Here is a 20,184-nt window from a genome sequence, read left to right on the forward strand (position 1 = left end):
ATGGCAAGCACGTTTTCCCTGATCCTGGTGGTGGTCTGCGCGATCACCGGTGTTATCTGGTGTCTGGACAAGATGATTTGGTCCAAGCAGCGCGCCGCCAAGATTGCCGTGGCTCGTGCCCATGGCGGTGCCCACCTGGATGAGAAGACCCTGGCCAAGGTCGCCCCCGTGCCGGTCTGGATTGAGCAGACCGCTGGGGTCTTCCCGGTCATCACCTTTGTGCTGATCCTGCGTTCGTTCATTTTTGAACCGTTCCAGATCCCGTCAGGTTCCATGATGCCCACTCTGCTGGTGGGCGATTTCATCCTGGTGGAAAAGTTTGCCTATGGTCTGCGGGATCCGGTGACCAACACCAAGTTTCTCGAGACTGGCGAGCCCAAGCGTGGCGATGTTGTGGTGTTCAAGTATCCCCTTGAACCGCGCGTTGACTACATCAAGCGGGTGGTCGGCATGCCGGGTGATCGGGTTATCTATCGCAACAAGGAGCTGATGATCCGGCCCAAGTGCGAGGAACAGGAAGGGAAAACGTGCCCGGGCTTCAAGAAGCTCGACGTCAAGTTTGAACAAAGAGGCGAATTTACCCAGATGGGGATCCCCCTTGACCGCTATACCGAGCAGTTGGGTGATGTCTCCCACGAGACCCTGCGCAATCCGCTGATGCCCGACATGGTTGGCCGTTACTATCGCCAGCCCGGCACCTACCCCGACGAGTGGGTGGTACCGGAAGGTCAGTATTTCGTGATGGGCGACAACCGCGACAACAGCACCGACAGCCGCTTCTGGGGCTTTGTGCCCGAGCAGAATCTGGTCGGCAAGGCGGTCGCTATCTGGATAAGTTTTGAATTCGAGCGCGAAGAAGGCTCCCTGCTGCCAAGTTGGGTACCGACAGGTGTGCGCTTCAACCGCATTGGCGGAATCAAGTAAATGAATATCAAAATGAACAGACTGCAGTCCCGTCTCGGGCATGTCTTTGCGGATCTGGAACTGCTGACCCGCGCGCTGACTCACCGCAGCGCCGGTTCCCGTCACAATGAGCGACTGGAATTTCTGGGTGACTCGATTTTGAGTCTGGTGATTGCCGATGATCTGTTCCACCGCTTCCCGCAAGCGGCGGAAGGGGATCTCAGCCGGATGCGCGCCACCCTGGTACGCGAGAAGACCCTGGCCGAACTGGGCCGGGAGTTTGACCTCGGGGATCACCTGATCCTGGGGCCCGGCGAACTCAAGAGCGGCGGTTTTCGCCGCGAATCCATTCTGGCCGACACGGTCGAGGCGGTGATCGGTGCCGTCTATCTGGATACCAATCTTGAGACGGTGCGGACACTGTTGCTGAGCTGGTATGCCAGCCGCCTGGAAGAGATCAAGCCGGGCATCGAGCAGAAAGATCCCAAGACCCGTCTGCAAGAAATTTTGCAGGGAAGCCGCAAATCCCTGCCGACCTACACTGTGACCAACGTCAAGGGCGAGGCACACAACCAGGAGTTCACTGTCCAGTGTGACGTGGAAGGTCTGGATGGTCCCCTCGTCGGGGTCGGCACCAGCCGTCGCAAAGCCGAACAGGCCGCGGCGCAGCAAGCATTGGAAAAACTGTCATGACAGATACCACCTACTGCGGCTTTGTCGCCATCGTGGGCCGCCCGAATGTGGGCAAGTCCACCCTGCTCAACAAGCTGCTTGGCCAGAAGGTCAGCATTACCTCGAAGAAGCCCCAGACCACCCGTCACCGGATTTTGGGGATCGACACCGAGGATAACTACCAGACCATCTATGTGGATACCCCGGGTCTGCACATTGAAGAGAAACGGGCCATCAACCGCCTGATGAACCGTGCCGCCACCAGTTCGCTGGGTGATGTGGCCATGGTGGTGTTCATGGTCGACGGTACCCACTGGACTAAAGACGACGAGATGGTGCTGGGCAAGCTGCGCAATCTCAAGTGCCCTGTGGTGCTGGCGGTCAACAAGATCGACAACGTCAAAGAGAAAGAAGATCTGCTGCCCCACCTCGAGTGGCTGGGCCAACAGATGAACTTCGCCCATATTCTGCCCATCAGTGCCGAAAAGGGCACCAACGTGGAGAAGATCCGCGAGTGGGCCAAGGATCTGCTGCCGGAAAACGTCCATTTCTTCCCGGAAGATTACGTGACCGACCGCTCCTCTCGTTTTATGGCTTCCGAAATCATCCGCGAGAAGCTGATGCGCTTTACTGGCGAGGAGCTGCCCTACTCGGTGACGGTGGAGATCGAGCGCTTCAAGGTGGAAGAGAACGGCCTCTACCACATCCACGGTCTGATCTTGGTCGAGCGCGATGGTCAGAAGAAGATGGTCATCGGCAACAAAGGCGAGAAGATCAAGACCATCGGTACTGAAGCGCGCCTCGATATGGAACGGCTGTTCCAGAACAAGGTGCACCTCGAGCTGTGGGTCAAGGTCAAGTCGGGCTGGGCTGATGATGAGCGCGCCCTGCGCAGCCTCGGGTATGGCGACGACTGATTGCTGACCCCGGCTTTCGTCATCCACAGTCGGCCCTATCGGGAGACCAGCCAGCTGGTCGAGGTCTTCACCCAGGATAGTGGCCGATTTACTCTGGTGGCTCGCGGTTCTCGCGGGCCACGCTCCCCTCTCAAGGGGCTGCTGCAACCCTTTACCCTGCTCACCATCGCCTGGCGCGGCAAGGGCGATCTCAAGAACCTCACCCAGGTCGAATGCCCGGATCACTCCCTGCGTCTCGGCGGCGATCGCCTCTTCTACGGCCTCTATCTCAACGAGCTGGTCTACTACCTGCTGGAAGCCCACACCCCGTTCCCCGAGGTGTTCGATGCCTATGCCCGTGCCATCATGGCGCTGGCTGACGGCGAGACACCGGAGCTGCCGCTGCGCCGCTTCGAATTCCTGCTGCTGCAGGCGCTGGGTTATGCGGTCGATTTCGAGTACACGGCGGACGACGAGTCGCCCATCGAGCCGACCCTGCTCTATGGCTTCGAGCGTGAATTGGGCTTTGTTGCTTGCGAGCGGGCGCCGGATCCCCGTACCCTGTTTCTCGGTGCCCACCTGCTCGCCTTTGCCGAGGGACGTTTCGATACCCCTCCCTTGCTGCAGGCGGCCAAACGTTTCAGCCGATTGGCACTGCAACCCTATCTGGGCAAGCGCCAGCTAAAGAGCCGGGAGCTGTTTTTAAAACGTAAAGCCAGTATGCAAGGCTGACACAGATTACAGACATACGGATATTGGCGCGGTGTGATTCGCTGACCGCGCAGTCAACAGATGAAGCCTTTCAAGGAGTTCTCAATGAGTGAAATCTATCTGGGTGTGAACATCGACCATATCGCCACCCTGCGCAACGCCCGTGGCACCCAGTATCCGGATCCGGTGCAGGCCGCTTTCGTGGCCGAACAGGCCGGGGCCGATGGCATTACCGTGCATCTGCGTGAAGATCGCCGCCACATCACCGACCGCGACGTGGAGATCCTGCGCCAGACTATCCAGACCAGAATGAACCTGGAGATGGCGGTGACCGAAGAGATGATCGGTATCGCCTGCCGCATCAAGCCCCACTTCGTCTGTCTGGTGCCGGAGAAGCGCACCGAGGTGACCACCGAGGGCGGTCTGGATGTGGCCGGCCAGCTGGACAAGGTGACTGACGCAGTGGCCCGCCTCTCCGCGGTGGGGGCCCAGGTTTCGCTCTTTATCGATGCCGATCCCATCCAGATCGATGCCGCTGCCGAGAGTGGTGCCCCCTTTATCGAGATCCATACCGGCCGTTATGCCGATGCCACCACAGATGCCGAGCGCAACGCCGAGTTCAAGCGCATCGCCGCCGGTGCCTCCTATGCCGCTGGCAAGGGGCTCAAGGTCAATGCCGGCCACGGTCTGCACTACCACAACGTCAAGGCCATCGCCGCCATCCCCGAGCTCTATGAGCTCAACATCGGCCACGCCATCATTGGCCGTGCCGCCTTCGATGGTCTGGCCAAAGCCGTGAGCGACATGCGCCTGCTGATGCAGGAAGCCCGTCAGGGGATCTGAGTTGCAAATTAGGCCCGCGGCCTGAGACCGGCCGCCAAAAATAACAAGGGACGCCACGGCGTCCTTTGTTGTTTTTAGCTGAACCAAGTCAATCACGGCATGGCGAGTCAGCTCTCGTGATCACAGCTTTCCATCGCTCATACACATACGGATTTTCGCCTCGACAACTTCTTCCATGGCGGCCATGGCGGGTACCAGATACTGGCGCGGGTCGCTGGCATCCGGATGAGAGCCAAGGAATGCTTTCATTGCATCGGCGAAGGCTATCTTCAGTTCGGTCGCAACGTTGACTTTGCAGATCCCGAGCTCAATGCAGCGGCGCACATCGGCTTCCGGTACGCCGGAAGCGCCGTGCAGCACCAGCGGAATATCCACCTGCTCGCGAATGGCGGCGAGGCGGGCGAAGTCGAGACGGGGCTCCTCCTTGTAGAGGCCGTGAGCGGTACCGATGGCCACCGCCAGCGAGTCGATGCCGGTGCGGCGGACAAACTCGGCTGCCTTGAGCGGGTCGGTAAATTTGGCATGAGCGGCATCGACGATGAGGTCATCCTCCTGACCGCCCAGCTGGCCCAGCTCCGCTTCGACGCTGGCCCCCATGCGGTGGCAGAAGGTGACCACGCTGCGCACCTTCTCGATGTTCTCTTCAAACGGAAAGTGCGAGGCATCGATCATGGCGGAGCGAATCCCCGCTTCGACCTTGTTGTGGATATCCTGCTCGTCTTCGTGGTGATCCAGATGCAGCACCAGCGGGATGCGATATTCATGGGCGGCGGCCTGACAGATGGAGACCAGATACTCGACCCCTGCATGGCGATAGGTACCCGGGGTACCAGCCAGGATCACCGGAGAGCGCATGCGAGCGGCGGTGCGAGCCACCACCTGCACGGTTTCCAGGTTGTGGATGTTGAAAGCCGGTACGGCATAGCCGCGGCGCTGGGCATCTTTGAGCATTTCATGGGAAGAGATCAGATACATAGTGACTCCTGAGCGTCCTGATTGACGCGAGATCCTGAGAAAAGGGAGGAGAGCTGGGTCGGGTTTATCTCCCGGCCAGCTACCCAGATGTGTTGTTGATTGAGTTCAGTGGTGAGGGCGAGCAGGTTGGCCTGTTTGCCAACCGCCAGTGAACCGAGACGATCGGCAAGGCCGAGCATTTTTGCTGGTGCCAGCGAGGCCATTGCGATTGCTGCATCAAGCGGTACATTCGCCAACTGCACCATGTTGCGTACGGCGCCAAGCAGGGTGAGGGTGCTGCCCGCCAGGCCGCCGGTGTCGGTGCGTACCACGCCGTTTTTCATCTCGACCCGATAGTTGCCAAGTAGATAGTGACCGTCGGGCATACCGGCGGCGCGCATCGCATCGGTGACCAAGAGCAGGCGCTGGCCGGCGCAGCAGTGACAGAGCTTGAGCACGCTCGGGTGGAGATGATGGCCATCGGCGATCAGCTCCAGCCAAGCTGCGGGATGGACAAGGCCCGCACCGACCATGCCGGGTTCGCGGTGGTGCAGGCCGCGCATGCCGTTAAAGCAGTGCACCAGCCCGGAGGCGCCCGCTGCCAGCGCCGCCATGGTGGTGTCGTGATCCGCCGCCGAGTGGCCCAGCATCACCCGTATGCCGTTTGCGGCAAGATGGTGAATGGTCGCGATGGCATTCGGCTTTTCCGGTGCCAGTGCGACCACCTTCAGGCTGCCACGCGCCAGCTGTTGCAGATGGTTCAGTTCGGCAATATCCAGCTCCCGAAACAGCGCCTGATCGTGGGCGCCCTTGTTGTCCGGCGTGAAGTAGGGGCCTTCCAGATAGCAGCCGAGCAGCTCGGCGCCCGGCATGCCGTGAGCAACGCCATCGGCAATGCGGGCAAGTGCTTGCTCTATCTCGGGGAGTGGGGCGGTGACCGTGGTGGCAAGAAAAGCGCCGACCCCTTCTGCCGCCTTGGCCATCGACAAGGTAGCCAAGGCATTGCCATCGCTATCCATGACATCGACACCGGCACCGCCGTGGACATGACCGTCGATCAGCGCGGGTACCAGCAGCTCGACATCCCGCGCCGGATCGCCATCAGTGATGGGGTCGATAGCGGTGATGATGCCCCCTTCATGGGTCAGCTCCTGATGTTCCAGCCAACCCTGTTCGGTCAGCAGGCGACGGGCACGGATCCGTGAGGCCATCAGATGCCCTCCTCGGCGAGAGCGACATCTGTCTGACGCTCTTTACTCATCTCATCTGCCAGCGAGGTGAGCCCCCGGTGGCCGCAATCAAGGGCCTGCCTGCGGAATTCACGGGCGCTGAGGCCATCGCGCTCCAGCGCCATCTCCAGCAGCAGTTGCAGGTTGGTACCGGTAATAACCTCCCGCTCTGGCTGGTGCAGTGAGAGGGTTGAGGCGACCCGAAACGGGGTGCCGCCGAGCAGATCGGTCAGGAAGACCACGCCATCCCCCTTGTCGACCTCTGCCAGCGCCGCTTCGCACTGTGCCTGCAGCAGGGCGGTGGTGGAGCTCTCGGGAAAGTCGATGGCGATAACCGCTTCCTGTTCGCCGAGGATCTGCAGCATGGCGCGCTCCAGACCGCTGGCGAAACCGCCATGACCACAAATGATGATGCCCAACATAGTCTGTTCCTTTACTGCAAAGGGGGCCGGCTTACTGCCGGCTCCGGATTAGAGGAAACCGGCGAACTTGCCGACGATACCGAGTACCACCGTGATGACGATGAGGCGCAGCGGGCTCCAGCCTTTGCGGATCAGGGCGTACATCGCTAGGGTGTAGAGCAGCGGCAGGAAGGCGGGCATCAGCTTGTCGAGCACATCAGCCTGCAGTTTGACGACTGCATCACCAGCAGTAATTTCCAGCGTGGTGCCAAGGCGCACATAGGTGGCGACCAGCGCGCCGATCACCGTCATACCGACGATGGAGGCGGCATGGCCCACCTTGCGGGTATTGGCCTTAATGACCGGAATGGCCGCTACCCCCATGCGGTAGGCGTAGTGCGCCAGACCAAAACGCAGGCCGAAGTGGACCACGTTGAACAGCAGGAAGAAGACCACGGCACCCATGATGGAGCCTTGCAGTGCCAGATCTGCCCCTATGCCGCCACAGATGGGGAGCAGGGTGAGCCAGAACATGGCATCGCCAATCCCGCCAAGCGGTGCACCGACGGCAATCTTGGTGCTCTGGATGCTGTTGACGTTCTGTTTGGAGCGCTCCATCGCCAGCACGATCCCCATCACGAAGGTGACCAAGAAGGGGTGGGTGTTGAAGAAGCCCATGTGCCCTTTCATGGCCCGGGAGAGATCCCGCGGATTGGTGTGGATCTTCTGCAGTGCCGGCAGCAATCCATAGAGCCAGCCGGAGGCCTGCATCCGTTCATAGTTGAAGGAGGCCTGCAGCAGCAGGGAGCGCCAGGCAAAGCGGTTGATATCCTGCTTGGTCAGCTCGGCGCCAAGCTGCTGATCTTCATAGGTGTCGTCGGATTGTGGCCGGGTATTGTGCGGTTCGGCGCTGGAGATGATCCGCGCAGCTGTGTTGTTAGATGCCATCTTCGGTTTCCTCCTGAACAGGACGAGCTTGCGGGGTGGTGGTGCGCATGAAGTCGATCAGGGCCATGGCCAGCGCGGCGGCGGCGATGGCCAGCACCGGCAACTGGAGCCAGGCGGCAGCGACGAAACCGAGGATGAAGTAGGGGATATAGACGTTCTTCATCATGATCTTGAGCAGCACGGCAAAACCGATGGCGGGCATGATGCCGCCAGCAACGCCGAGGCCATCGATGAGTCGGGCGGGCAGCACGTCGATGGCTGCCTTGGCATGTTCGGCCCCGAAGTAGGTGGGCAGGAAGGCACAGAGGAAATAGAAGGTGCCCAGCGCCAGCAGCGCCAGGTAGTTGACCCGCTCGATACCGCGCACGTCAGCTGCTTCGGCCATGCGATCGCAGCGGGACATCACCCCCGACATCACCGAGAAGAGGAAGGTGATCCCCATCTGCACGGCAACGGCGAAGGGAACTGCAACCCCGACCGCCACATCCGGCTTGACCCCGGTGGTGATGGCGAAGGTGGCGCCGACTATGGTGCCGATAATGACGTTGGGCGGTTGCGCCCCCGCCAGCGGGGCCAACCCCATCCAGACCAGCTCCAGGGTACCGCCCACCAGAATACCGGTGGGCAGGTCGCCGAGGATGAGGCCAACCAGTGGCCCCAGCACCACGGGACGGTGGAAGTGGGTCAGACCGTTGAACAGGTCGAGTCCGGCGAAAAACGCCAGGATGCCAAGCAGCAGACCTTGTAACAAACTGATTTCCATCACAATTGTCCTTAATCAGAGCAAATTGAAAATGTCCTGTGCCGGTTCGGTCGGCACGCCCTGGACATAGCACTCGACACGGGCGTCCCGCAGGGCGCGAAATGCGGTGATGTCCTGTTCGTCCACGGATACGGTCTTGTGGATTTGACGCTTGCCGTCGGCGTAATGCATGTTGCCGACGTTGATCCGGGAGATGGGGACACCTCCCTGAACCAGGGTGTTGAAATCGGTAGGGTTTTTGCAGACCAGCAGGATCTTCTGGCGATCTGCCGCCTTGTGGATGTTGTCGATCACCTTCTGGAGCGGCCAGAACCGCACCGCAATGCCTTCGGCCAGTACCATCTCCATCAGGTTCTGCTGGATGGGGTCCTCTGCCACTTCGTCGTTGGCGACCAGCACCAGATTGGCACCGGCAAAGCCGACCCACTGGACGCCGACCTGACCGTGGATCAGACGCTCATCGATCCGGCTCAATACGATATTGGGCATCACAGCACTCCTTCTTGGTGGAACGGATAGATATTGACCCCCTGTACGACCCGGTTGACCTGACCGGTGGGGCAGGGATTGTCCGGGCTGATCCCCAGTCCCAGCGAGGTATGGAATGCGTAGTACTGGGCATAGAGCAGGTAGCAGAAGGTGAGCTGGGCATCGTCGCCATGCAGGGTGGCGGGCAAATAGATGTACTCCCCCTCCTCGATGGCGGGATGGTGCTGGTCGGCGATGGCGACCACCCGAGCGGCCTTGCCATCGCTTCGCAGCTCGCGCAGCAGATCCAGATCGTATTGTCGGGTGTAAGGGTCGTTGGAGATGAGCAACACGATGAGCGTCTGCTCGTTGACGACCGATTTTGGGCCGTGGCGAAAGCCGGTGGGGGAGTCGAACATGGCGACCAGACGGCCGGCGGTCAGCTCCAGCAGCTTGAGTGCCGCCTCCTGCGCCACCCCTTGCAGACTGCCGCTGCCAAGATAGATGACCCGCTCGGGCAACGGCTCGTTCCAGGCCGGTACGCGCTGCACAACCTGCTCCAGAATGGCGTCGCTGGTAGCGACCAGTTGCTCGCAGTGCTGGCGGTTGAACCGCTCTGGCAGAAAGAGAGCCAGACAGCTCAGCATCATGCTGGTCAGGCTGCTGGTCATGGCGAAGCTGCGATCATTGGTCTGGGGCGGCATCAGCAGGGCCAGAGAGTGGGCATCTTGCTGGCAGCGGCGATAGAGCGCCCCTTCACCGTTGCAGGTCAGTACTAGATGGTGGCAGTGGCTGAGCAGCTGGCTGGCCAGTTCGACCGCCGCCACACTCTCGGGGCTGTTGCCGGAGCGGGCAAAGGAGATAAGCAGGGTTGGGCAATCTTCGGCCAGATACTCGGCCGGATCGGTGACGATATCCGTGGTGGCGATCGCCTCGACCCGGGCATGCAGGTGGGCCGAGAGATAGGGGGCGAGCGCCCGACCGGCAAAGGCGGAGGTGCCAGCCCCGGTCAGGATGATGCGCAGCTCTTGCCGGGCGAGCAGGGGGGCCAGAAAACGGGTCAATGCTGGACGGCACTCCTCGACCATTGTGAGGGTCTCGCGCCAGGTGGCGGGTTGTTGGCGAATTTCACGGGCAGTCGCCAGGCCATTGGCACTGCGCAACATCTCTTCTGGATAACCAAGGATCATGTCTGCAACTCCTTATACAACGGGGTCGAGCTGGGAATGGCGGCGAGAGGCCGCAGTGCAGGCGCTGGCGTAGTGCCGCAGCACCTCCTGCACCTGATCGAGAATGAGGTCATGGGGATTGGCCGAGAGCGTGCCCTGACGCACCTTGCGATACTGCAGGGGCAGATGCTGGCTCAGCAGTGGCAAGGGGATGGGCTCCGCCGCCAGATTGGCCAGCAATCTGGCGTAGCACTCATCGACCCGGCTATCGGGCCAGTAGTAGCGAATGCGATCCGAATAGCTGTAGCCACGGGCCAGCCGGCACTCGTTGGCACTGCCCTGATAGTGGCTGCGCCAGAAGTCGGGGCGCTCCAGCATGGTCTCTTCCATCACCTTGCGCAGACCTGAACAGGCCTTGGCCACCACCAGCTCCTCCTCGATGGCGGCAAGGGCAAACAGCGCTTCGCGCAGGGCGAAGGTGAGGGCAGGGCCGACCTTGAGAATGGCAAAGTGGTCGCATACCAGCTGGCGGTAGGCCTCAGGAGTCTGGTAATCGGTGGAGTGAGCCTCGAACACCATGTGGGGATAGGCTTCGATCATCCGGCTAAGAGGGGCTGCTTTTTCGGGCCGGTAATCGATGACGCGGGTATGGTCAAACTCGACGCCGGGTTGCACCACCAGACCGATCACCCTCGGCCAGATATGGGCCAGCCCCGCCTTGTTGAAGGCCTGTTGATGGGCCTCGAGGGTGTGGCGTGCCGCCTCCGGCGTGGTGACCGCCAACTCGGCAAGATCTTCATGGGCACCGCCCGGCACCGGCACCTCGGTGCCAATCACATAGACCAGATCGCTCTCGCCAAAAGTGGCCAGACAGGTTTGCTCGGCGATCTGCGCCAGCCGTGCGGCTCGCTCTGCGACCAGCTCATCGGTCAGGGGAACGGGATCGCCCTGACAGGACATGCTGCAGTCGAGGTGGATCTTCTTGAACCCGGCAGCGACATAGCTGGCGATGAGATCCCTGGCATGGGCCATGGCTTGCTCGGCCGGTTCCCCCTGCCAGCGGTTGGGGCCCAGATGGTCGCCCCCCAGAATGAGGCGCTGCGCCGGAAAGTGACACTGTGCCGCCAGCTCGTAGAGGCGATCGCGAAAGTCGGCGGGGGTCATGCCGGTATAGCCGCCAAACTGATCCACCTGATTGGATGTGGCCTCGACCAGCAGCAGCTCATCCCCTTCGGCGGCCAGCCGCAGCGCGGCCTCCAGCACCAGAGGGTGAGCGGAGCAGACGGCGTAGATCCCGGTCTGTTCTCCCTGTTTGTGTCTTTCGACTAGTGCCAGCATGGATTTCATTTTGATGTCCCTTGGTTGCTGCGTATGGAAAGGTTCTTTCGATTTCTTTTCTTTACGGTAGTGGTGAGCAAAAGAAAACGAAACAAAAGAGTCATCAGATCTTGAAAGGGATCACAAAAAGAAAGACATCGAAAGTATTTAAATGATGAAAAAAGATGGGGAGAGTAGTGGTAAAGCGTAATGAAGGCTTGATTTGGCACCTTTGCTGAGCGTTAATATGCAAACGTAACGAAGTGAAAGCGATCTTTCACTACAGCATTCCGGCAGAAGAACTATGCAAACAAGCGAAAAAGGTGCGCTCGGAACCAGCGAGCGGCGGGAGCGGATTATTCAGCAGCTGCGCAGCAATGGCAGCGTTCAGGTCAACGAGCTGGCGAGTCACTATCAGGTCTCTACCGTGACCATCCGCAACGATCTGGCCTTTCTGGAGAAGCAGGGGGTGGCCGTGCGCGCTTATGGCGGCGCCCTGCTGTGCGAGCCTGGCCAGACGGTGCCGGAGCGCACTATTGCCGACAAGAGTGTGCTCAATACCCCGGTGAAACAGCGGATAGGTGCGCTGGCGGCGACCCTGGTGCCCTCCGGTTGTCGCCTTATCCTCGATTCGGGGACGACAACACTGGAGGTGGCGCGTCATCTGAAGGGACATCAGGAGATCCTGGTGATGACCAACGGTATGAATGTGGCGAATGAACTGCTCGAAGCAGAGGGGGTGGAGCTGCTGATGACGGGCGGACATCTGCGCCGCAAGTCGCTCTCCTTCTACGGTGCGCAAGCGGAGCAGTCCCTGCAAAACTACCACTTTGACATGCTGTTTCTCGGGGTGGATGGCATCGATCTGGAGCGCGGCGTCAGCACCCATCATGAGGACGAGGCGCGCCTTAACCGCTGCATGTGTCAGGTGGCCGAGCGGATTGTGGTGGTCACCGACTCCACCAAGTTTGGCCGGCGCAGTCTGCACAAGATCATCGATACCCTGCGTATTCACACCCTGATCACCGACGATGCCGTGCCTGCCGATATCCTTTCCGGTTTGCGCAATGCCGGTATCGAAGTGCTGCTGGTACCGGCCGATGGCGGCAAGGGGCAGGAGAAGCAGGGGCAATATAATCCAGTGCAATCAGCTATAAGCGGTTGATGACAAACGCGATAGACTGGGTTTCTCACTCACTGATCGAGCCTGTTATGTACCACCCCGATATCACTGAACTTGAACCTGTCGCTCGCGCGGCGGGAGCGGCCATCATGGCTATCTACAGCCAGCCCTTCGCGGTGGAGTACAAGAGCGACGAGAGTCCCCTGACCGCGGCCGACAAGGGTGCTCATGAGGTGATCGTTCAGGGGTTGGCGCGGCTGACTCCGGATATTCCCGTATTGTCGGAGGAGTCAGGGCCCGAGGTGATGGCGGCGCGCCACGGCTGGTCCCGCTACTGGCTGGTGGATCCCCTCGACGGCACCAAGGAGTTTGTCTCCCGCAACGGCGAGTTCACCGTCAATATCGCGCTGATTGAAGAGGGGGCGCCGCGCTGGGGGCTGGTCTATGCCCCTGTGCTGGATAAGCTCTGGTATGGCGGAAAGGGGCTCGGTGCCTGGCGAATCGCCGATGGCAAGCGCGAGCCTATCCAGACCCTGCCTCATCGTGAAGGAGCGGCGTGGCGAGTGGTGGGCAGTCGCAACCACCTGTCGCAGGAGACCCTCGATTTCTTGGCTCCTTTTGGCGAGATCGAGCTGGTCTCGATGGGCAGCTCCCTCAAGTTCTGCATCATCGCCGAGGGGGGCGCCGAGCTCTATCCGCGCCTTGCTCCTACTTGCGAGTGGGACACCGGTGCGGCACATGCTGTGCTGGAGGGGGCGGGTGGCTGCGTCACCCAGCTCGATGGCTCACCCCTTGCCTACAACAAGCCCGACATACTTAACCCTTGGTTTGTCGCCAAGGCATAAGCGAGATATCGGGATGCAAAAAGGCCGGACTGGAATGAACTTCCAGTCCGGCCTTTTTTATTTCGCTGTTCGCTTCGGGTCAGAAGACCTTTTTGAACGGCTTGATGGTGACCTTGGCGTAAACACCGGCGGTCACATAAGGGTCGGCATCAGCCCAGGCTTTGGCGTCAGCTTGCGAGGCAAACTCGGCGATGACGGTGCTGCCGGTAAAGCCTGCATCTGCTGGATCCTCGGCATCGATGGCCGGGTTGGGACCGGCGGTCAGCAGGCGCCCTTCATCCTGCAGGGCTTGCAGGCGAGCCAGATGGGCAGGGCGAACCTGCTTGCGCAGTGGCAGGCTATCGGGGACATCTTCGGAGTAGATGAGATACCACATGAGACAATCCTTTTCTGATGAGGGTTACTTTTTGGGTTCGTCTTTTTGATGGGACAACTGCTCGGCAGGGATGTGGCGGTAGAGATAGACGCCGCTCAGCAGGGTAAAGACCAGCGTCATCCCCAGCAGGCCGAACACCTTGAAGTTGACCCACATCTCTTGCGGCAGGTTGAATGCCACATAGAGGTTGAGCAGGCCACAGACGGTAAAGAAGCCGACCCAGCCGAGATTGACCTTGTCCCAGACTGCATCGGGGGCTTGCAGCTCCTTGGCCAACATCTGTTTGATCAGATTCTTGCCAAAGCCGTAGCGGCTGATGAGCAGACCCAGTGCGAACAGCACGTTGATGACAGTCACTTTCCACTTGATGAAGGTGTCATCGTGGAAGAAGACGGTGAGGCCGCCGAAGAAGCCGACCAGCAGGAAGGTAAAGAGCTGCATCTTCTCGACTTTGCGATAGCGGATCCAGCTATAGGCGAGCTGCAGACCGGTGACCACCACCAGTGCGCCGGTAGCCATGTAGATGTCGTAGAACTTGTAGACCGCGAAGAAAACGATAAGTGGAATAAATTCAATAAATTGCTTCATGTCTGGCGCCTAGTCCTCAAAGATGGCCTGCAAATTTCGCCCAGTCTACCTGCATGGCGGACAACGGCAAATGAATAAGACCGCTCATTTTTACGCCGGTTCCGTGCCGTCGCCAAACAGTTGGCGTGCAATGGATATCCCCAGTCGCTGCTGATCGGCCAGCAGGTCGCGGATATGGCGCTCTTCAATCAGAGGGTTGAGCAGCACGGCGCGCAGCAGGGTGAGCGGTTGGGCACCGTAGCGTACCACCGCTCGTTGGGTGCGGGAGACAAAGCTGTGCCCCTCGGCCCGCTGGGCTTTTTGCAGGGACACGTTGAAGTCGTTGATCTGCGCATTGGCCGTCTCATCCAGCACCTTGCCCTGCAGATGGGGCGGGATGCAGCGATAGGAGAGCAGGTTCATCACCGGAGCAGACATCAACTCGAAGGCGGGGTCGCTTTCGATGAGCTCGGCCATCAGTCTGGCTCGGTCGTAGTTGGCTTCGATAAGCTCGGCATAGCCTTGCTGGCCGAAGAGCTGGAAGGCGGCATCCAGATAGAGGGCGTTGGCCGGGCGGGTGCCCTCCAGGGTAAAGCGACCCTGATCGAACGAGGTGGCGCGAATGGCATAGGGCGCCTCCCGCTTGACCGCCATCATCAGGTCGGGCTGGCGGCAGAGCAGCATGCCGGTACCGAGCGGCACCAGAAGTTGCTTGTGACCATCCAGGGTGACGGTGTCGGCCTGCTCTATTCCGGCTAGCAGACCTTGATAGCGGGGGGAGAAGAGGGTCGGGCCACCCCAGGCAGCATCCACGTGGAAGTGGATCTGCTCTCGTTCGGCAATGGCCGCCAGCTCAGGCAGGGGATCGATGGAGCCAAAGTCGGTACTGCCTGCCACGCCGACCAATGCCAGTACTTTCAATTTCTGCTCTTTGCACTGGATCAGCGCCTGTTCCAGCGCAGCCAGACTGAGCCGGTTCTGCTCGTCGGTCTCGAGGCGCCAGACGCTGCGGGCGCCCAGTCCCAGCAGATCCATCCCCTTGTCGAAGGAGTAGTGCATCAGCCGGGTGCCCAGAATGACTGCACCGCGATAGCCTTGCTCATAGAGCGCGAACAGGTTGTCGCCGCAGGCGCGGTTGCGGGCCAGCCAGAGAGCTGTGACGTTGGCGATGGTGCCGCCGCTGGTCATGACGCCGAGGGCGGCATCCTTGGCATGCATCTGCTCGCCGTAGAAGGCATCGTCCCTGCCATAGATGAGGCGGTGCAGCTTGGCCAGCACCTCCCGCTCCAGAAAGCTGAGCAGGCGGGAGGACTCCATCTTCATCGGATTCTGGTTGAGCATCACCAGCAGGCGCGACAGCTCGGCGGTATAGGCCGGCAGGGGCGCCGTCATGTGGCCCATGTAGCGTGGCGAGGTGAGGTGCGAGGCGCCGGGCACCAGAGTAGCCAGCCGTGCCAGATACTCCTCGATAGGTTGGCCGACTGCAGGCATGCGGGATTGATCGAGCTGGTGGGTGAACAGGTCGCGCTGATAGGGGGCCTGACTGTCGTCGGAGTGGTGGAAGCTCTCCAGCAAGGTGTTCATCGCCTCGCCAAAGGCGGGATCCGCTTGTGCAAACAACTCAGTCAACTTCATCAGGTTCTCCAGACCAGGTCACCGGGTTAGGTGTCTATGCCGCTTGTCTCGGGCATCGGCGGCAGAGCATACACCAAAGGGGGGCGGGTGACAGCCACCCCATTTTTTAAGCGAACACTTGTACTCCGAAATGGTGCTGGGTAGAGTGAGCCACAGTTATTGTGGAGTCGATGTTATGAGTGGTGTGATGGATTACTCCCCCCGGGAGGAGCTGGCAAACCGGCTGAGTCACGGTGCGGGATTGTTGCTGGGGATTGTCGGGCTGGTGCTGTTGCTCATCAAGGGATGGGGACAGGGTACGCAGGCGCTGGTGAGCTACAGCCTCTATGGCGGCAGTTTGGTATTGCTCTATCTCGCCTCGACCCTCTATCACAGCATGGCTGAAGGGCGTGCCAGACGCTGGTGCAAGGTGTTTGATCACTGTGCCATCTATCTGCTGATTGCCGGCACCTATACCCCCTTTCTGCTGGTGGCGCTCGATACGCCGTTGGCGAAGGGGTTGATGGTGGTGATCTGGGCCCTGGCGCTGGCTGGCGTGGTGTTCAAGCTGGTGTTTATCAACCGCTTCAAGAAGTTGTCGCTCTTTACCTACCTGATGTTGGGCTGGCTGTCGCTGGTGGTCATCTACCAGCTCTATATCCATCTGGCCGGTGAGGGGTTGTTGCTGCTCGGGCTTGGCGGCCTTATCTACAGCCTCGGGGTCATCTTCTATGTGGCCAAGCAGCTCCCCTATAACCACGCCATCTGGCATCTCTTTGTGCTGGGTGGCAGCGTTTGTCACTTTATGGCCATTTACGGCTACGTCGCCTAACGTCTTGTAACTAGCCCTTAATTGGTATTTTTGGCGCGTAAAAGGATAAATTCGTGCGGTATCACACAGTTGGCATCAGCGTTTGCTGACAAGCTAGGGCCAGTTCAATTCGCAAAGGATGCACGAAATGAGTGAAATCGCGCTTTCCATCAGCATGTTGTCGCTGGTGGCAGTGCTGGGACTCTGGCTTGGAAACTGGCGAGTCTATGGCGTTGGGTTAGGGATCGGTGGGGTGCTGTTCGGCGGCATCATAGTGGGTCACTTTGCCGGGGTGTCAGAGCTGGCGCTCGATGAGCAAACACTCCATTTTATTCAAGAGTTTGGCCTGATCCTGTTTGTCTATACCATCGGCATTCAGGTCGGCCCCGGTTTTTTCTCGTCATTGCGCAGCTCCGGACTCAAGCTCAATGCCTTTGCTGCTTTGCTGGTTATCCTGGGGTGCATCGTTGCGGCGGCACTTCATCAACTGTTTGATGTGCCGCTACCGGTGATCCTCGGGGTCTTCTCCGGTGCCGTGACCAATACCCCATCTCTTGGTGCGGGTCAGCAGATCCTGGCGGAGCTGGGAGCTCCCCATGGTTCAACCGGGCTGATGGGGATGGGATACGCAGTGGCCTATCCATTCGGCATCTGCGGCATTTTGCTCACCATGTGGCTGGTCAGGGTCTTCTTTCGCATCAAGATCGACGATGAAGCTGCCCAGTTCGAGTTGCAGACAGGTAAAACCAAGGAGAGCTTGCAGACCATCAACATCGCGGTACGCAACCCCAACATGCATGGCTTGATGCTGAGCGAGATCCCGAGTCTCGACGAGTCTGATGTCATCTGCTCACGCCTCAAGCGTGGCGACGAGCTGATGGTGCCGCGCCCTGATTCCCGTATCGAGCTGGGCGACCTGCTGCACCTGGTTGGTGAGCGCCATGCTCTGCACAAGGTGTTGCTGGTGCTGGGTGAAGAGGTCGACACTTCCCTATCGACTCGCGGTACCGACCTGAGGGTGGAGCGGGTCGTGGTGACCAACGAGCAGGTGCTGGGCAAGAAGATCCGCGATCTTGACATCAAACAGCGCTATGACGTGGTGATCTCGCGCCTCAACCGGGCCGGTATCGAGCTGGTACCGACCAGCCAGACCAGTCTGCAGTTTGGTGACATCCTCAACCTGGTAGGTCGTCTCGATGCCATCGAGGCCGTGACCAATGTGGTCGGCAACGTGCAGCAAAAACTGCAACAGGTGCAGATGTTGCCGGTATTTATCGGGATTGGCCTCGGCGTATTGCTCGGCTCCATCCCCTTCTACCTGCCCGGATTCCCGGCCGCTCTCAAATTGGGTCTGGCGGGGGGGCCGCTGGTGGTGGCGCTGATCCTGTCGCGGATCGGCAGCATCGGCAAGCTCTACTGGTTCATGCCCCCCAGCGCCAACCTCGCGCTGAGAGAAATTGGCATAGTGCTGTTTCTGGCGGTGGTCGGCTTCAAGTCAGGGGCCGGCTTTGTTGATACCCTGATCAACGGTGATGGCCCCTCCTGGATGCTATATGGGGCAGCGATTACCCTGATCCCCTTGCTGGTGGTCGGGGTGCTGGCGCGTCTCTATGGCAAGATGAACTATCTCACCCTCTGTGGCTTGCTGGCTGGCTCCATGACGGATCCTCCCGCATTGGCCTTTGCCAACGCCATGCACCCGACCAGTGGTGCCAGTGCGCTCTCCTATGCCACTGTCTACCCGCTGGTGATGTTCTTGCGGATCATCTCGCCGCAACTGCTGGCCATCATCCTCTGGGCCGGTGCATAGGGTTAATTCTGACAGGAGCATGGCTTGTCATGCTCCTGTCATTATAATGTAATGTATTGATAATTTTAGTTTTTACTTTTCGGTAATCCCCTCGTCACCCTTCTGTCTGGCTGAACGGTCCAGCCTCAAATCAGTCTATTCTTTCGAATTTTCGAACTGGTTATTTGCTCTCTCTCTGTGCAGAGTAGGCTGTGGCTTTTTGCATGCAAATCAGGATTCAGGAGAGAACATGATTACCAATTCCGTTACTCTGGAACAGGGCGTAACCGTCACCCAGCTCAAAGGTCAAGTTTATCAGGTGGCTGCAGATGGTAGCCGCAAGTTGCTGGTGGAAGGGGATGTGCTGCCGAAAGGGGCGGTGATCATGTCGCCGGATGGCGCCAGTTTCATGGGCGGCGGACAGTCTTTCAATGTGCAACCTGCCAGCGAGCAGAGTGAGCCTGCCGAAGAGGAAGATGCTCCCCAGCTGGCGCAAAACAGTGCCGCAGGCACACCCGATGATATCAGTGCCCTGCAAGAAGCCATTTTGGGTGGCGCTGACCCGACCCAGGCCTTTGAAGCCTCCGCCGCAGGCGGTGCACCTGCTGCCGGTGGTGGCGGGGTTGGTGGTGTCGCCGGAGCCAGTGGCAACGGCGGTTTTGTCACCATCGACCGTACCGGCTCCGCAACCATTGCCGAAGCGACCTTCGATACCACCTACAACACCAATGGCGAGCCACCGCTGGATGCTGCAGGAGAAGATGAGGTATTTGACCTTACGCCTCCAACCATCTCCGTGGTAGCGCCAGACAATACCAATGACACCACTCCGACCCTGACCGGAACCACGGATGCGCCTGCTGGCAGCACGGTGACCCTGGTGGTGACCGATGCCAACGGCAATCAGCAGACCCTGACCACTATTGTCACACCTAATGGCACCTTCACCGTGGATGTCGCCACACCGCTGGCCGAAGGGGGCTATCAGGTGACGGCTTCCGTGACCGATCCGGCCGGCAACACCGGCACCGCGACCGATGATGGCAGTGTGGATGTAACCGCTCCGGTGATTACTGTTGATGCACCTGACAATACCAATGACACCACCCCGACCATTACGGGCACTACGGATGCACCTGCTGGCAGCACGGTCACTCTGGTCGTGACCGATGCCAATGGCACTCAACAAACGTTGACCGCCATCGTGCAACCGGGTGGTGGTTACAGCGTAGATGTCACTACTCCGCTGGCGGAAGGCAGCTATAAGGTGACGGCCAGCATCACCGATCCGTCTGGCAACACAGGTACCGCTACCGACGATGGCAGTGTTGATAGCAAGGCCCCTGACCTGGCCATCACCCTGGATGCCGACATCACCGCCGACGACGTCATCAACGCCGCTGAAGCGGGTCAGCAGATCCCGGTCAGCGGCACCGTGACGGGCGAGTTCAAGGTAGGGGACACCGTCACCCTGACCGTCAACAACACCGAATACACCGGCAAGGTGGCTGCCGATGGCCGCTTCATCATCCTGGTGGCGGGCAGCGATCTGGCGGCCGATGGCGACCGCACCATCGATGCCAGTGTGACCAGCACCGACGTGGCGGGCAACAGCGCCACCGAGACCGACAGCGAAGGTTATGAAGTGGATACTGACCTGCCGAGCATCGACCTGGCGGCGATTGGCGATGGCAACCTGTCGGTGGATGAAGCCAAGGCGGTCGAGCTCAAGGGCACGACCAGCAACGTGGAAGATGGCCAGAAGGTCACCCTGACCGTGACCGA

General features: G+C 59.9%; 21 protein-coding genes. 10 read left to right on the top strand and 11 right to left on the bottom strand.

Annotation, left to right across the window (positions count from 1 at the left end; genetic code table 11):
* The 5 genes from lepB (at window position 1) to pdxJ (ending at window position 4,025) form a co-directional block, all read left to right on the top strand.
* Window positions 1-924, top strand: coding sequence for a signal peptidase I (lepB, locus tag G5195_RS17870; RefSeq protein ID WP_005335395.1), 924 nt, complete (start codon window positions 1-3; stop codon window positions 922-924).
* Window positions 925-1,596 (top strand): ribonuclease III, encoded by a 672-nt coding sequence (gene rnc / locus G5195_RS17875; RefSeq protein ID WP_005335394.1) that lies wholly within the window; start codon window positions 925-927, stop codon window positions 1,594-1,596.
* Entirely contained in the window at window positions 1,593-2,492 is a 900-nt protein-coding gene (gene era, locus G5195_RS17880) for a GTPase Era (RefSeq protein ID WP_005335393.1), read from the top strand. The genes rnc and era overlap by 4 nt, the downstream gene beginning before the upstream one ends.
* Complete coding sequence (gene recO, locus G5195_RS17885) at window positions 2,493-3,203, top strand: DNA repair protein RecO (RefSeq protein WP_005335391.1); 711 nt, start codon at window positions 2,493-2,495, stop codon at window positions 3,201-3,203.
* Between the two features lie 84 nt (window positions 3,204-3,287).
* Complete coding sequence (gene pdxJ / locus G5195_RS17890; protein WP_005335389.1) at window positions 3,288-4,025, top strand: pyridoxine 5'-phosphate synthase; 738 nt, start codon at window positions 3,288-3,290, stop codon at window positions 4,023-4,025.
* Between the two features lie 120 nt (window positions 4,026-4,145).
* Here pdxJ and G5195_RS17895 read toward each other — a convergent pair whose 3' ends face one another.
* Genes G5195_RS17895 through kbaZ form a run of 8 tightly spaced genes read right to left on the bottom strand, consistent with a single transcriptional unit; the run spans window position 4,146 to window position 11,304 of the window.
* Window positions 4,146-5,000, bottom strand: coding sequence for a tagatose bisphosphate family class II aldolase (locus tag G5195_RS17895; protein ID WP_167567023.1), 855 nt, complete (start codon window positions 4,998-5,000; stop codon window positions 4,146-4,148).
* Entirely contained in the window at window positions 4,991-6,190 is a 1,200-nt protein-coding gene (nagA, locus tag G5195_RS17900) for an N-acetylglucosamine-6-phosphate deacetylase (RefSeq protein ID WP_421236356.1), read from the bottom strand. Before nagA ends, G5195_RS17895 begins: the two co-directional genes overlap by 10 nt.
* Window positions 6,190-6,630 (bottom strand): PTS galactosamine/N-acetylgalactosamine transporter subunit IIA, encoded by a 441-nt coding sequence (agaF, locus tag G5195_RS17905; protein WP_115522006.1) that lies wholly within the window; start codon window positions 6,628-6,630, stop codon window positions 6,190-6,192. The genes nagA and agaF overlap by 1 nt, the downstream gene beginning before the upstream one ends.
* Before the next feature lie 48 nt (window positions 6,631-6,678).
* On the bottom strand, window positions 6,679-7,557 hold the full coding sequence (gene agaE / locus G5195_RS17910) for a PTS N-acetylgalactosamine transporter subunit IID (protein ID WP_005354370.1): 879 nt from the start codon (window positions 7,555-7,557) through the stop codon (window positions 6,679-6,681).
* Complete coding sequence (gene agaW / locus G5195_RS17915) at window positions 7,547-8,320, bottom strand: PTS N-acetylgalactosamine transporter subunit IIC (RefSeq protein WP_005354369.1); 774 nt, start codon at window positions 8,318-8,320, stop codon at window positions 7,547-7,549. The genes agaE and agaW overlap by 11 nt, the downstream gene beginning before the upstream one ends.
* 15 nt (window positions 8,321-8,335) lie before the next feature.
* Window positions 8,336-8,809, bottom strand: a complete 474-nt coding sequence (gene agaV / locus G5195_RS17920) for a PTS N-acetylgalactosamine transporter subunit IIB (RefSeq protein WP_005335358.1) — start codon at window positions 8,807-8,809, stop codon at window positions 8,336-8,338.
* Window positions 8,809-9,978 carry an SIS domain-containing protein gene (locus G5195_RS17925; RefSeq protein WP_421236357.1) on the bottom strand — a complete coding sequence of 390 codons (1,170 nt, stop codon included), beginning with the start codon at window positions 9,976-9,978 and terminating at the stop codon, window positions 8,809-8,811. Before G5195_RS17925 ends, agaV begins: the two co-directional genes overlap by 1 nt.
* Before the next feature lie 12 nt (window positions 9,979-9,990).
* A complete protein-coding gene (gene kbaZ, locus G5195_RS17930) occupies window positions 9,991-11,304 on the bottom strand; it encodes a tagatose-bisphosphate aldolase subunit KbaZ (RefSeq protein WP_421236358.1) in 1,314 nt (437 codons plus the stop codon).
* Window positions 11,305-11,578: 274 nt separating this feature from the next.
* On the opposite strand from kbaZ, the gene G5195_RS17935 reads away from it, so the two are divergent.
* Window positions 11,579-12,439 carry a DeoR family transcriptional regulator gene (locus G5195_RS17935; RefSeq protein WP_421236359.1) on the top strand — a complete coding sequence of 287 codons (861 nt, stop codon included), beginning with the start codon at window positions 11,579-11,581 and terminating at the stop codon, window positions 12,437-12,439.
* Window positions 12,440-12,486: 47 nt separating this feature from the next.
* Window positions 12,487-13,242, top strand: coding sequence for a 3'(2'),5'-bisphosphate nucleotidase CysQ (gene cysQ / locus G5195_RS17940; protein WP_421236360.1), 756 nt, complete (start codon window positions 12,487-12,489; stop codon window positions 13,240-13,242).
* A gap of 79 nt (window positions 13,243-13,321) precedes the next feature.
* Here the strand turns inward: cysQ and G5195_RS17945 are convergent, their stop codons facing one another.
* The 3 genes from G5195_RS17945 to G5195_RS17955 form a co-directional block, all read right to left on the bottom strand.
* The gene (locus G5195_RS17945; RefSeq protein WP_005335344.1) at window positions 13,322-13,618 is read right to left on the bottom strand and encodes a YciI family protein; all 297 of its coding nucleotides are present in this window, start codon (window positions 13,616-13,618) and stop codon (window positions 13,322-13,324) included.
* 24 nt (window positions 13,619-13,642) lie between these two features.
* Window positions 13,643-14,206: a septation protein A gene (locus G5195_RS17950; RefSeq protein WP_279498676.1), complete on the bottom strand. Its 564-nt coding sequence runs from the start codon at window positions 14,204-14,206 to the stop codon at window positions 13,643-13,645.
* Between the two features lie 90 nt (window positions 14,207-14,296).
* Window positions 14,297-15,820: an aminotransferase class V-fold PLP-dependent enzyme gene (locus tag G5195_RS17955; protein WP_421236361.1), complete on the bottom strand. Its 1,524-nt coding sequence runs from the start codon at window positions 15,818-15,820 to the stop codon at window positions 14,297-14,299.
* Window positions 15,821-15,995: 175 nt separating this feature from the next.
* Between G5195_RS17955 and trhA the strand changes: the two genes are divergently transcribed.
* From trhA to G5195_RS17970, 3 genes are all read left to right on the top strand, one after another.
* A complete protein-coding gene (gene trhA / locus G5195_RS17960) occupies window positions 15,996-16,631 on the top strand; it encodes a PAQR family membrane homeostasis protein TrhA (RefSeq protein ID WP_158111314.1) in 636 nt (211 codons plus the stop codon).
* 127 nt (window positions 16,632-16,758) lie between these two features.
* Complete coding sequence (locus tag G5195_RS17965) at window positions 16,759-18,420, top strand: putative transporter (RefSeq protein WP_216952965.1); 1,662 nt, start codon at window positions 16,759-16,761, stop codon at window positions 18,418-18,420.
* Window positions 18,421-18,649: 229 nt separating this feature from the next.
* A partial coding sequence (locus G5195_RS17970) for a retention module-containing protein (protein ID WP_421236362.1) occupies window positions 18,650-20,184 on the top strand: 1,535 nt, incomplete at its 3' end.

It is taken from the genome of Aeromonas sp. 601039, from assembly GCF_049174415.1.
Classification (GTDB): Bacteria; Pseudomonadota; Gammaproteobacteria; order Enterobacterales; family Aeromonadaceae; genus Aeromonas; species Aeromonas veronii_A.